The following is a 13,208-nucleotide window of genomic DNA, read 5'->3' on the forward strand; positions in this document are numbered from 1 at the left end:
CCATTTATCTTCACAAGATCGAAAAACGCCGCTCCTATTTCCAAAGAGCGGCGTTTTCGTTTTTAATTACCCGAACTCATCTACGCGGTCGCAAGTGCTTTCTTTCGCTTTGCTAGTCGTCCAAAAATACCGAGCAACATAACAATGCCACACACGCCATAAACTTGCATGATGGTTGGATCGTCCGATACAAAACCCACATCCGAGAACATAACGTAAGCACCAAGCACCATGTAAAGAATAATAGCCGAAGCCTCGAAACGGAACTCCCAAGGTGTCACATCAATATTCTCATTGACTGGCATCACGTACTCAGACTCACGCGGCATAAAGTAACCAATGATGAACATCAACGCGGTACATACCACGAACAGAATCGCTAATTGATGTAGGAAGTGAATCGGAGTTTTGAACACCAACTGCATTGCAGCGTAAGAACTTACAAACACCACCAACGCCACTTTCGCCGCTACAGCTGGTACACGTTTAGAGATATAGCCGACAAACACGATAGTGAAGATTGGCACACTGAAGAAACCTGCCACCATTTGTAGATATTGGAACAAACCTTCTGGTGCGTACATGATGAATGGTGCGATACATACCGAGATAATCGCAATCACGACACCAAAAATACGCCCTTTACCCACTAGCTCTTCATCGGTTTTACCTTGTCCGAATAGCGGCTTATACACGTTCAATGCAAACAGAGTCGTTGAGCTGTTCAACACACCATTAAAGGTACTCAAAATCGCACCAAACATCACCGCAACGAAGAAGCCCACTAGCGGCTTAGGCAAAACTTCATTAACTAAACGGGTGTACATGGTGTCTGGATTACCCGCATCAGCGCCAAACATATGGAAAGCAATGATACCCGGAATGATCAAAAACAGCGGAGAGATGACCTTAATCGCACCGGCAAGGATTACACCTTTCTGACCTTCTTTCAGGTTCTTAGCACCCAATGCGCGTTGAATGATAGATTGGTCAGTACCCCAGTAATACAAGTTCACCAAAAGCAGACCTGTGAACAATGTTGAGAACGGCAGTGGATCGGTTTCTGTACCCACCGATTGAAGCTTCTCTGGCGCGGCATAAAGCAGAATATCTAAGCCAGCACCGAAACTCCCCTCGCCCAACACCATTAAACCAAATACAGGGATCATCATGCCGCCGACAATCAAGCCTACACCATTAATGGTATCTGCAATTACAACCGCCTTTAGGCCACCATAAATCGCGTAAAAGAAGCCAAGTAGACCAATCGTCGCCGAAATCAGTGCAATTGAACTAAACTCTGAAATATTTAGCAGGGCCTGAACATCGAAGATTTCACCCAAAACAACAGCGCCCGCGTAAAGTGTGGTAGGCAAAATGTTGATCACGTATTGGCACAAGAAAAGTAACGTCACAAACTTCTTCACCGACATGTCGTAGCGGCTTTCTAAGAAATCAGGAATGGTGGTGATACCTTGTTTCAAATAACGAGGAACTAACATTAAAGCAATAATCACCAAGGTGACACCAGAAGCCACTTCCCAACCCATGACACTCATGTTGTGGGTGTAAGATTGTGCGCTCATGCCCACGAAACTGGTGGCACTCAAGTTCGTTAAGATAAGTGAGCTGGCAATTAAGCCACCGGTTAAGCTTCTTCCGCCAAGAAAGAAACCATCTTGTGAGGTGTTTTTGTCATTTTTCACTTTGTTGTAGGTAAACGCGACTACAAACCCAGTAAATAACAAAAATGACAACAGAACGGTAATAGACATTTTGTTTTCCTTAAGTTGAGTTATTGCGGCAGCAATACCTCGCTGCCGATTATAATTTTTATATTTAGATTTTTATTTGTAGGGGTACTCAGAGTCAGAGATTCACATCTTTTTTAGATGCACAATCAAGGCAGACTCTGGGTCGAGAATAGGTAAGGTCAATCCAATCTCTTTGAGGTTATCGCCGCTTAAAGTCAGAGTTTTATCTAACCATTGAGGGCGTTGCTTCATGAGTTGGAAACTGGTTTGTGGCATCTCCACTAACTTCACTTGATACAGCGCACTGTCTTCCACGCAGCTAATACGAAGTGGTGATGGCAGAGCGTATTCAGGCATGGCCAACTGACACACGGTGATCAGCATTTCATCATCATTCTGCACCCCATAGATGTTCTGGTTTTTGTCCGCGGGATCCATGCGGAAACTACGACCTGAGTGCAAAATATGGCGGAACTGCTTATGCAGAGAGATGTAGTGAGAGAAAGCTTGCTTCTCTTGTTGCGACTCTTTAACCGGGTCAAGTTCAACGCCCATGTGCCCCATCAAAGCGGTGACACCACGCATATTGATACTGTGACGACGATTGGTTGAATGGCACTCAGCAGGGCCAATGTGCGCACCCATAACTTCTGGTGGGAAGAAGTAGCTCATGCCTTTTTGAATGGCTTGTCGTTCCAATGCATCGTTACAATCGGATGCCCAGAATCGATGTGTTCTTTTAAGGATTTCAAAATCAATGCGACCACCGCCTGATGAGCAAGATTCAATCTCGACCTTAGGGTGTGCTTGATTCAGTTGATCAACGAGACGATACAAGGCTTGAGTTTGACCATGCACCGCCGCCTTACCTTGGTGGCCCGGCTGAACTAATTCACGGTTCATATCCCACTTAAAGTAGCCGATATTGTACGTAGTCAGAAGCGTATCAAGGCGAGAGAACAAGTAGTCAAAACACGCTTCATTCTGCAAGTCTAAAACATACTGCCAACGACCAGAGGGTTGATGATAACCTTGCAAACCAAGCACCCAATCAGGGTGGTTACGGTATAGGTTTGAGTCTTGGCTGACCATCTCAGGTTCAACCCACAACCCGAACTCCATCCCCTGTTGGTTAACGTGTTCAATCACAGGTTCTAAGCCATTTGGGTATTTCACTTCATCGAGGTACCAATCGCCTAATGCCGTTCGTTCACCATCACGACCAATAAACCAACCATCATCAATAATGAATCGTTCAACACCCATCGCGCTGGCTTCCGTTGCCATCCGCATAATGTATTCCGGTTTATGGTCGAAGTAGATACCCTCCCAAGTATTCAAGTGCACTGGGCGAGGTTTATCGGTAGGGAATTGAATAATGTTGTCACGAACAAACTGCTGAAAACGTTGAGCAATACCGTTCAAACCAGAATTGCTGTAACAGCCATAGAGCCAAGGTGTCTGGTAAGTTGCCTCTGGTTCTAGAATCGATTCACCCGCTAGCAATAACTCTCCCGCTTGTACAAAGCGGCGGCCATCACTACGTACATCAGCGCGCATTTGGTGGTTACCACTCCAACCTAAATGGAAGCCCCACACCAAGCCGTTCTGCTCTGAGAACCCTTGAGTGCCTGCAAACATGCCAGGGAAGTTTTCATGTGAAGTACGACCGCGACGGTTCTCTTGCATGAAGCCGCCGTGTTCAAAACGCTGACGTTGCGTTTGGAACTCATGACACCAACGGCCATGGAACGTCATAAGCTCGTTAGCATGATTCGGCAATGGCAGCGTTGAAGAAAGCTTGTTCAAGTAGTATTTATTGCTGCCTTTATTGGTGACGGTTACACGCTTTTGGACGACGTCAGATTCGAAATCCAGCTTAATCTCTACCTTAAGGTTCAGTTGAGCAACCTTGTCTTCAAGGAAAAAACACGCCTCTTGATCTTGAGCATCGTAACGAACGGTCTTAAAGACAGGAGCCCAATCACGCCCTTCTCTGTGACCTTCAATGCCTGGAGCGTTAAAGTGTCCACTGCCTAACTCAGGGCAAAGAGAAAGTGGCACATCCACATCAAGTCGAGCTTGAGAAATCGGTCTTTCTGTCGAAAGCAGAAGATCTTCATCAATACTTGCGATCTTTGCCCCCCAATGCAAAACCTCTGGAACACGCCCTGATTTAATGATCAAACTATGGTTTTTACTCTTTAAGTGAATAAATTCGTTCATTACTAATCTCTATTGTTTTCGTAAACATAATATAGAAATAATAGTGAACCCATCACGCCAGATTAGTATCCAAAACCCACAAAATCGTGATGTAAATTGGCTTTAATATTCGAAAAATTTGCACAAGATCGACTGTTTCCGGAAACATTTTTAATGTTTTAAAAGACATTTATTTGAGAGTGAGCAGAGTTTAGTTTGGTAAATTTCGGTAGGATTATTTCACTCTAAAATATTCGATGAGCAGAGCGATGAGTATCACCTTCAAAGACGTAGCAAAACTGGCAGGGGTATCTACCCAGACAGTATCTCGAGTAACCAATGGCTCACAAGACGTCGCGGAATCCACCCGCAACAAGGTTAACGCCGCCATAAAGCAACTGGGTTATGTACCCAATAAAGGTGCTCAAATGCTCAGTCGAGCCAAGTCCACCAGCGTTGGTTTAGTCACGCTCGATATGGCACTGCATGGCGCAGCAATGATCGCCAATGGCGTGCGAATGCAGGCTCATGATATGGGTTATGGCGTCGCTTTCTCTGTTGTTTCCGAGCCTAATCTCGCGAACACCCGTGAGGCTATTCGTGAACTGATGGCTCAACAGGTCGACAGCATCATTCTCAATGTGCCTTTAAAGAGTGCAGACGCCGAATTGCTGGTAGAACAATATCAACACTTGAACCTCATCTTCATTGATGTCCCTTCTAACAGCCAAGTTAACTATATATGCGGCGATCACGCCGAGGGCGCAAAGCTGGCGGCTCAGCATCTTATTGAAAATGGTCGCTCTGAATACTTGTTGATCAGCGGGCCTAACGAATCCAGTGCCTCACAAATCCGTCTTCAGAGTTGGTTGGGTGTGCTATCAGATGCAAACTGTCAGGTACAGTTTCAACATCAAGGAAACTGGCAAGCGGAAAGTGGCTACCTTGGCATTCGAGACGCCGTTGCGAAACAAATCCCATTTGATGCTGTGTTGGTCGCCAGTGATCAAATGGCATTAGGGGTTTTACGCGCACTGCAAGAACTGCAGATTCCAGTCCCTGACAAGGTTGCGGTCGTCGGCTTTGATGGCATCGAGGACAGTGCGTTTTTTAATCCACCACTGACCACCATCAAACAAGACTTCACCACGATTGGTCGACAAGCTGTGGTACTTGCGGAGAAGCTCAACGCTAATTCACAAGATGCTTTGCTACAACACTATATCGAAACTACATTACTCCCAAGAGAAAGCAGCCAACCTAAGGTGACTGCTCATTATGAGAAACAAGAGATAGAACAACTGCTGCAACGGATTCAAACCCTTCTGCCTGAATCGAGATAAAAAGAAAAAGCGCTAGGGGGAGCTAGCGCTTTTAAGACCAACTAAGTCCGTTTAGCCTGGTAGATTTTTAAGCTATATCATGAGGATATAACCAATTTTTTTACTTAGGTAAATCAAAAAGCCTATTCTTTACGACTGCCTTGAGTCGTAAATTAAGTATAGTCGGGTTCTTATAATAAACCGGATTTTTCTAAAATTAATTCATATGAATTTGACGATTAACCGACACAATAAACTATTCGGAAATCACAGATGAGATCGCATTAGTAATCAACTTTCTAAGTAGTTTATTTTTATCATCTAAATGCTTTGCCTTTCTATAAACAAGCTGGATATCAAAATCTGGAACATCAATAGGTGGCTTCACAGCTAGTAAGGTTTCTTCACTATCAATATCCTTGCGCGCGACTAGCTTGGGGACAATACACAATAATTCTCTGCCACGAATGAGTCGTTTAACAGTTAAAAAGTTACTGGAAGATATCGCGACTTTCCGGCTTAAGCCGAGTTCACCTAAACGAGTGTCCACTCCCGTCTTTAAAGCCCCTGCAGGGGAAACAAGCGCGTGCTCGACAGCAACAAATTGTTCTAGCGACATCGGCTCCTCAATAGATAGAACCGATTGATCAAGTAAACAAACATGTTGCTCCGTATACAAATGCTTTGTTCGATATTGCTTTGGTACCTCACCAAAGCTGCCTATCGTCATATCAAGCTTGGCATCGTCAAAGACTTGCTGGTAGTTACTCCGGTTTACATTGAACAACGCTACTTGAGAATAAGGAGAGGATTGCTTAATCAGGTCAAACAATATTGGAGCGAACATCTGCTCGGCATAATCAGTGAGACCAATCTTCCAAGTCCCTTTATAAGTCTCTGCATCAAACGTTTTAGATAACAGAACTTCAGACTGGATGGTATTCAGTAGCGCGTCCACGGTACTTGATAGTTCAATGGCTCGGTCGGTCGCCTCCATCTTGCTACCTACACGCTCAAACAAAGGGTCATCAAACAACTTTCGTAGCCTTTGTAAGCTATGGCTCATCGCAGATTGGCTGACATAACAACGCTCAGCAGCCTTACTCACGCTATTCGTTTTATACAAAGCCTGCAGTGCAATCAACAAGTTAAGGTCGACCCCTTTCCAATTAAAATCAGCCATGCTAATCAACCCATTTCATTCATAGTTATAATTAAAACAATTAATTTGAATCATAGTCTAACTCCACCTAAATTACGCTAAACATTTATCTGGAATCGATCATGCTTTCAATTTTTAAAACCTTTTTCTGGCTTGGCTGGATTAGCTTTGGTGGACCAGCAGCACACATTGGCTACTTCCGTAAAACCTTTGTTGAGAAACTGAATTGGTTGTCCGACGAAGAGTACGGGCAGATTGTCGCTCTTAGCCAATTTCTACCGGGCCCAGGTTCAAGTCAGGTTGGCTTTGCGGTTGGCTACAAAAGAGGTGGCTTAACGGGTGCGATTGCTGCGTTTATCGGCTTTACTTCCCCGTCTGTCATCTTAATGTTGATATTAGCTTTGATGAGCAATCAACTATTGGAAGCACCTCTGTTTAATTCAATCATTCACGGTTTGAAGCTACTCGCAGTGGTGGTGGTTGCTGATGCCACATTTGGCATGTACAAAAACTTTTGCCAATCGAAAGTCGCGACCGCTTTATGTGTCATGACTGCCGTGGTTCTCCTGTTGCTTCCTGGGATCTGGCCACAAATCTTGGTACTTCTATTTGCCGCAATCATTGGCAGCAAGTTTTTGACCTCACAAGACATCAAAACGGTTCCATCAACACACAAGATCTCCATAACACCGCTCGTTATTTTTGTTGCGCTGTTGGTTGGCCTTCCTCTGTTCAGTGCATACTCTCAAGGTATTGAAGTATTTGGTCTGTTCTATCAAGCTGGCAGCTTAGTATTCGGTGGCGGTCATGTGGTACTTCCATTGTTGCAGAATGGTATTGGTGACCAACTATCCCAAGATGCGTTCCTAACGGGCTATGCTGCAGCACAGGCTGTACCTGGTCCTATGTTTACCTTAGCGACATACCTAGGCTATGTATTAATGCCATCGGCACCAATTACTGGCGCTTTGTTGGCGACAATCGCCGTGTTCTTACCGGGCTTCTTATTACTACTGGGGGTATTGAAAAACTGGCAGGCAATCGCAAGTAAACCATTAGTTGCTGGTGCACTTACCGGTGTGAATGCAGCGGTAGTCGGGTTACTACTTGCGGCTCTGTATCAGCCAATCTTCACAAGTGCGGTGAGTGGCGGTTTAGACTTCGCTCTGATCATCATAGGTGTGTGGCTACTGAAAACGGTCAAGATGCCAATCGTAGGGCTTGTCGGCATGTTTATGCTATTCGGCGCTCTTACTGGCTTTGTTAACTAAAGATCTAACCGAAGCAAGAAGTTAGTGAATACCTAACTTCTTGCTTACGACTGAACGATAGGAGCCGTCGAACCTTTAACTAGCAGGCTTGATTCCATGGAAGTTAAAAAACAAATTGCAATCAATTAGCGGGATTGGGCTTAACGGCCAAAAAGAGTGTTTATTATCAGGGAGATAGTACTTTAAAAAGGCGATCAAATTATTGCAGGGATTAACATGTTCTCTCGCCATAATGTAATCGTAGTTCCACCCCTTTTTCACTCCAAGTTTTCTTGTCGTCATATAACGACCAACCTTCCATGCAATACCTGGGTCTGTAGGAATCAAAATGGACAAAGTGCCGCCCGGCTTTAATACCCTAAGCCATTCTTTAATCACAAGATGAGGCTCATAAAGGTGTTCCAATGTATGTGTCGCAATAACACGATCAAAGCAGTTGCTTTCAAAGTCTAACGCTCGTGCATTCGTTACATTAAAAACGAGCTTGTCATAAGTACTGGTGTTACTGAGTTGCCTTTTTGCCACTTCAAGTGCGGCAGAATCGCCATCACTGACCGTATACTCGTCAAAACTATGCTGAACATGTCTCAAGTGTTCACCCGTTCCTGAACCCACTTCTAGCACCTTCGAGAAATGCTCTCTGTTACTGAAAGGCTTCTCACACGCTATATGACCCGCCCTCATCACATAGCCTGTTGTACTGCTTTCGTAGACTCGCTCGTCATATTCATCACTGAAACGGGACAAATAATCGAGCCACTCCTTGTCTTCATCCTTGTTTATTCTCATTCCTGAATCCTATTGAGATGGCTTGTGATCGTGACTTCTTAATATTGAAAGGATCCTCATCTCTCGTCTGCCGCGCGACACGTTGTCGAGTATCAAGCCGCAAAAGAAAGACATCACCGCGATAAGTGCAATTGAACTAGACAGAATAGCTGTTGGGACTCTTTCAACGAGCCCGGTATCAATAAAATCGATAATAACGGGAACCCCTAATCCCAATGAGATAAAGCAAAGCAACACCGACAAAGCACCGAAAAAAAACATCGGCTTTACGTCTCGTAGCAGGAACAAAATAAAGTTGAGGATTTTGATCCCATCACTCAATGTATTCAGCTTACTCGCCGTGCCTTCAGGCCTTGAGTGATAATGAGTGGGTACTTCTTTGATCGACATATTGTGGTGCAATGCATGCACGGTTAGTTCCGTCTCAATTTGAAAGCCGTCACTGAAAATAGGGACCGTTTTTACAAACCGGCGACTCATCACTCGATAGCCAGAGAAAACGTCATTCAATTGAGCATTGAACCCTTTATTTATCAGAGTCGAAAACATCTTATTACCCAAAATATGTCCTGCAGGATAAGCCTCGGAAGAGCGCTCTCGGCTTCCAATAATCATATCGAGCTTTTCATTATTTAATTGCTCGATCAAAGCCGGACATATAGACGCATCGTAAGTGTCATCACCATCGGCCATCACGTAAATATCAGCCTCAACATCAGAGAACATGCGCCTAACGACTTCCCCCTTCCCTTGACGAGACTCATGTCGAACAATAGCACCGGCTTGCATCGCCTCTTCTATCGTGTTGTCAGTTGAATTGTTGTCATAAACATAAATAGTAGAATTAGGTAAAGCTTGTTGAAAAGAAGTGACCGTTTTTCCGACCGCACCAGCTTCGTTATAGCACGGGAGTAACACAGCAATGGTTTGGTTTTTCATGAACTCCCCCTAACTCTAAAGACTCGGTAGCCGCTTTCAATGTTGTCGTGCACAACCTCCAACCAAGTTGGAGTATCTGAGCTGTATAATTTATTGATAAACGCCTCCTCTCCCGCCGAGTCCTTTAAAATCAACAAATGCGGATCATTGCCAATAACAATGATATCGATGCTTTTCTCTATGATTTTCCTTTCGGCTAAACTCAGATCTTCCTCTAGCATCACCTCAATAAGAAATTGGTTCCCAACAATATTTCTATGGTAAGGAGCAGCAATAATTCGATTATCCGTCTTTGCCAACACTGGAGCCCCCGTTTCGATCCCTGAGAGTATGGTGTGCGAATTGATATCGTTATCTTGTAGCACCTTATGGATCTTCAGCGATTGCTCCTTTTGATCAAGAGTAGTTGTAATTTCTTCGGTTGGCGACAACGCAAGAATGACAAAGGCGACCGCTAGTGGTGCTCCAGAAATAATAACGGTCGCTTTTATGATGAAGGAACGGATGTAATCTGCTAACTGAAGAATCACATATGCTTGCAGGGGAGCTGCTAGTACAAAACACAACCTCATGACTCTAATCTGCCAAAAGATCGCAAGGGCTAAATTGAACATAAAGATGAGATACAAAATTGTGCAGTGGTGGTTTTTACGCTTAAAAAATGGATACAAAGTGGCAGGAATCACGAGCAAAGCGTAATTCTCTATCGAGAAAAAACCATGACTTGCGACATATCTAACGACCGATTTCGCTTCTGTCACTTGGTCTAACCAATACACTTTAAGTATAGGAGGGTAATCAATTAACAATGCACTGCTGAGTGATGGATAAAGCACTGCCACTGGGATTAAAAATAAAACAGCAAGAAATACGAACAGAAAAACCTTTTGCAGCTGGCTTTTATCTTCACTCATTAATCGATGATAAACATTAACGAACAGCCAACCACAGAAGAACAGGATGATGAGAGCAAATGATATTTCGTCGTACTTAAAAACAAAAAACTCATCGTAAGGCCGATTTAATAAAACCGCACAAACCCCAAACAGAGCAGAACTCGCATACAGCTTAGAGATATAACCAAACCACTCATGGCGAACAAGACCGTAATACACGGTGTAAATCGCGAAGAAAATCATAAATAACAATACATTGTCTAACCCTGTCCACAAAGATAAAGACAACAAGATTGCTTGAGCATAAACACGCCATGATTGGCACAATTGGTTGTGATTTAACGGCGTCGAGGCTAAAAACAAGACAGCGAAGATAAGCTGAATATTATGATGATCAATAGAGCCGGGTAAAAAATGGATAATTGAAGGCGAAGAAATCGCAAACATCATGCTAATAAAGCGATACTTGGCACCAAAGAGGTGGTCAGCTAAGTAAAAGCATGACAGTGAAAAAAGCAGCAAGTAAAGCAGGGGGACAAGAGAGATGGATATTGTATAAGCAAGGTTATCATCAACGATAAACAATAGTGGAAAGGCAACAAGCGACAGAACGAGATCAGGAAAACGAGACCAATGAATAACAATGCCATCAGCGGCATTAAAATTATTCATTGGTTCTAGGTACCAATGACCAGTTGCCATCCAATCCTGAAATTGAACGAAACGCATATAGTCGTCATTGTCATTCAGGTTAAGAGCTGAAACACTCTCCCACTTGTAAATAAAGATCACTGTGGCACAAACTAGCCAAAGGGCAGAAATTACAATGATATCTTTATTAAAGCTTTCGCTTTTAGGCAATATGAATATCCTTTTCATTGAGCCAAAATCAAATTCCTATTGTTCCATCTCTCTCACTTCCGCTAGTGCTCTGTTCAAGTTTTCATTAGCCACTTTATAGTAAGATGATTTTTTATCGATAGCTTGCTGTAAATATGGAACCGCCTGATCGGGCTTTCCTTGTAATATCAAGAAGTAGCCGACATTATTCAATGCCTCCGGAGCTTCCATATGCCTCATGAATACGTTGGTTGCTTTTTTAATATCCCCAGACGCTAAATAAATAAGTGCCAGATTATTCTGAGCTTTTTCATTATTCGGCTCTAACTCTAAAGCTGAACGCGTGTACTGATACGCTTCCTTGTAGTTACCGTACATGTAGTGAGAATAGCCCATATTCAGCAAAGCTTTGACTGAACTTTTATCTATCGTCAGTGACTTTTTAAAGTACTCTTGTGCGATCTGATGCTTTCCGTCAACATCTTCCAATACACCAATTCCCATATAAGCTAGCGCTGGAGACATACTATCGACCTTTAAACTAGCCACTTCACTTTGGCTCAAAGCTTGGTAATTTTGGATAGTTTCACTGCTTTTTAAACGAACTTGATCTGAATTAATCGCTTTAAAGAAATAACTACGTCCTTCATCAGTACGACGTTGTTTGGTGTATAGAACGCCTAACTGTTCCAACACTTCAGTGTGGGCAGGGTTAAAATCTAGCGCAGCAAGGTAAGCTCTCTCGGCCAACGCATAATTACCGCGAGACGAATGTATTTGCCCAATAGTGAACAGGGTTTTATCGTGAAATTCTTTTTCAGGAAAAGACAAAGAGCGTATGTATTCATACAACGCCAAGTCTATATTGTTGTCTCGCAGAGCAATGTCACCGCGCATAATTGCTTCTTTTTCATTTAGCGGCGGATCATCACTAGTCAAACTATCGATTGGTTTACCCGAATACAATTCGGCATCAAATTGGTTGGTTGGTTCATCAGAAGATGCACAACCAAGTAGCAAAATTGGCAATAGTAGTAGAAGAAACTTATTGTATAGCATCATAAACTTGCTCCCGGCGCACTTAATGCGTCCATTACGATCAAGAGTCCAGGGCCAAGTGCAACAATGAAAAAGCAAGGCCAAATAAATATCAACATGGGGAATAACATTTTAGTCGGTATTTTCGCCGCGATTTCTTCAGCGGCTTGCTGACGCTTATCTCTAAAATCTTCAGTATAGTCACGGAGCGTTTGCGCTAAACTTCCGCCCATTCTCGATGCATGAGAAAGCAAAGAAACCAAGCCTTCCAATTCGACTAAACCGGTTCGTTCGATAAGCTGCCTAAGCGCATCAGGCATAGTGACGCCCGCTTGAATTTTAGCAAACACAGTCTCTAGTTCATCCGCAAGTTCAGGCTGAGAGATATAAAGCTCTGATGCAACACGTCCAAGAGCTGCATTAAAGCCAAGCCCTGATTCAGTACATACAACAAGAAGATCAAGCGCATCAGGGACGCCGTTTCTGATTTTTTTCTGACGCTCTTTTTGTAGCTTACTTAGAATAATATTAGGTGTGAATGTGCCAAGAAAAACACAGGTCATGATGAGTAAATTATTATAATCTCCGCCCAACGCTATGTAATAAACCATAAAGCCCGCGACGATACCGATTAAGCTAGATAAAACCTTCAACGCATAGAAAACCGATAACGAACTCTTCTCATGGAACCCGGCATGCATCAACTTTTCCGAGTAAGTTTCATTATCTTTTTTATTACCTTTACTTATAAAAGGGCTTAATGATTCTAACGTATTCGAGAAGTCGTATGGTTTTCTGCCAGTCGGTGCTCCGTCTTCTGATATCTGTCTCAGTTTCTTGTCCAAAGGAGAACGAGCTCCTAAAAATAGAAATCCAAGCGTTAGCGTTAACAAGACTGTTGTAAGCAAAATCATCGAATAGATAACCATCTGAGAGCTAACTCCAAAGTCAGCTAACATCTGCTTCCAAACTTCAATATTTAATAATTCCAT

General features: G+C 43.3%; 10 protein-coding genes. 2 read left to right on the forward strand and 8 right to left on the reverse strand.

Annotated elements, in window-relative coordinates; translation table 11 throughout:
• Positions 1-80 precede the first annotated feature (80 nt).
• Both AB4585_RS07100 and AB4585_RS07105 read right to left on the reverse strand, forming a co-directional pair.
• A complete protein-coding gene (locus AB4585_RS07100) occupies positions 81-1,775 on the reverse strand; it encodes a solute:sodium symporter family transporter (protein WP_102319935.1) in 1,695 nt (564 codons plus the stop codon).
• Between the two features lie 102 nt (positions 1,776-1,877).
• Positions 1,878-3,980: an alpha-galactosidase gene (locus AB4585_RS07105; protein WP_102398350.1), complete on the reverse strand. Its 2,103-nt coding sequence runs from the start codon at positions 3,978-3,980 to the stop codon at positions 1,878-1,880.
• Positions 3,981-4,228: 248 nt separating this feature from the next.
• Between AB4585_RS07105 and AB4585_RS07110 the strand changes: the two genes are divergently transcribed.
• The gene (locus AB4585_RS07110) at positions 4,229-5,302 is read left to right on the forward strand and encodes a LacI family DNA-binding transcriptional regulator (RefSeq protein ID WP_372169461.1); all 1,074 of its coding nucleotides are present in this window, start codon (positions 4,229-4,231) and stop codon (positions 5,300-5,302) included.
• A 235-nt stretch (positions 5,303-5,537) separates the two neighbouring features.
• Here AB4585_RS07110 and AB4585_RS07115 read toward each other — a convergent pair whose 3' ends face one another.
• On the reverse strand, positions 5,538-6,464 hold the full coding sequence (locus tag AB4585_RS07115) for a LysR family transcriptional regulator (protein ID WP_372169463.1): 927 nt from the start codon (positions 6,462-6,464) through the stop codon (positions 5,538-5,540).
• A 101-nt stretch (positions 6,465-6,565) separates the two neighbouring features.
• Between AB4585_RS07115 and chrA the strand changes: the two genes are divergently transcribed.
• Entirely contained in the window at positions 6,566-7,714 is a 1,149-nt protein-coding gene (gene chrA / locus AB4585_RS07120) for a chromate efflux transporter (protein ID WP_372169465.1), read from the forward strand.
• A gap of 75 nt (positions 7,715-7,789) precedes the next feature.
• Here chrA and AB4585_RS07125 read toward each other — a convergent pair whose 3' ends face one another.
• Genes AB4585_RS07125 through AB4585_RS07145 form a run of 5 tightly spaced genes read right to left on the reverse strand, consistent with a single transcriptional unit; the run spans position 7,790 to position 13,208 of the window.
• The gene (locus AB4585_RS07125; protein WP_372169467.1) at positions 7,790-8,503 is read right to left on the reverse strand and encodes a class I SAM-dependent methyltransferase; all 714 of its coding nucleotides are present in this window, start codon (positions 8,501-8,503) and stop codon (positions 7,790-7,792) included.
• A gap of 9 nt (positions 8,504-8,512) precedes the next feature.
• Positions 8,513-9,442: a glycosyltransferase family 2 protein gene (locus AB4585_RS07130; RefSeq protein WP_372169469.1), complete on the reverse strand. Its 930-nt coding sequence runs from the start codon at positions 9,440-9,442 to the stop codon at positions 8,513-8,515.
• Positions 9,439-11,217 carry a hypothetical protein gene (locus AB4585_RS07135; protein ID WP_371722712.1) on the reverse strand — a complete coding sequence of 593 codons (1,779 nt, stop codon included), beginning with the start codon at positions 11,215-11,217 and terminating at the stop codon, positions 9,439-9,441. The genes AB4585_RS07130 and AB4585_RS07135 overlap by 4 nt, the downstream gene beginning before the upstream one ends.
• Before the next feature lie 18 nt (positions 11,218-11,235).
• On the reverse strand, positions 11,236-12,240 hold the full coding sequence (locus AB4585_RS07140; protein ID WP_108117509.1) for a lipopolysaccharide assembly protein LapB: 1,005 nt from the start codon (positions 12,238-12,240) through the stop codon (positions 11,236-11,238).
• On the reverse strand, positions 12,237-13,208 hold the full coding sequence (locus AB4585_RS07145) for a type II secretion system F family protein (protein ID WP_017080031.1): 972 nt from the start codon (positions 13,206-13,208) through the stop codon (positions 12,237-12,239). The genes AB4585_RS07140 and AB4585_RS07145 overlap by 4 nt, the downstream gene beginning before the upstream one ends.

It is taken from the genome of Vibrio sp. 10N.222.49.C9, from assembly GCF_041474985.1.
GTDB classification, from domain to species: domain Bacteria; phylum Pseudomonadota; class Gammaproteobacteria; order Enterobacterales; family Vibrionaceae; genus Vibrio; species Vibrio crassostreae_C.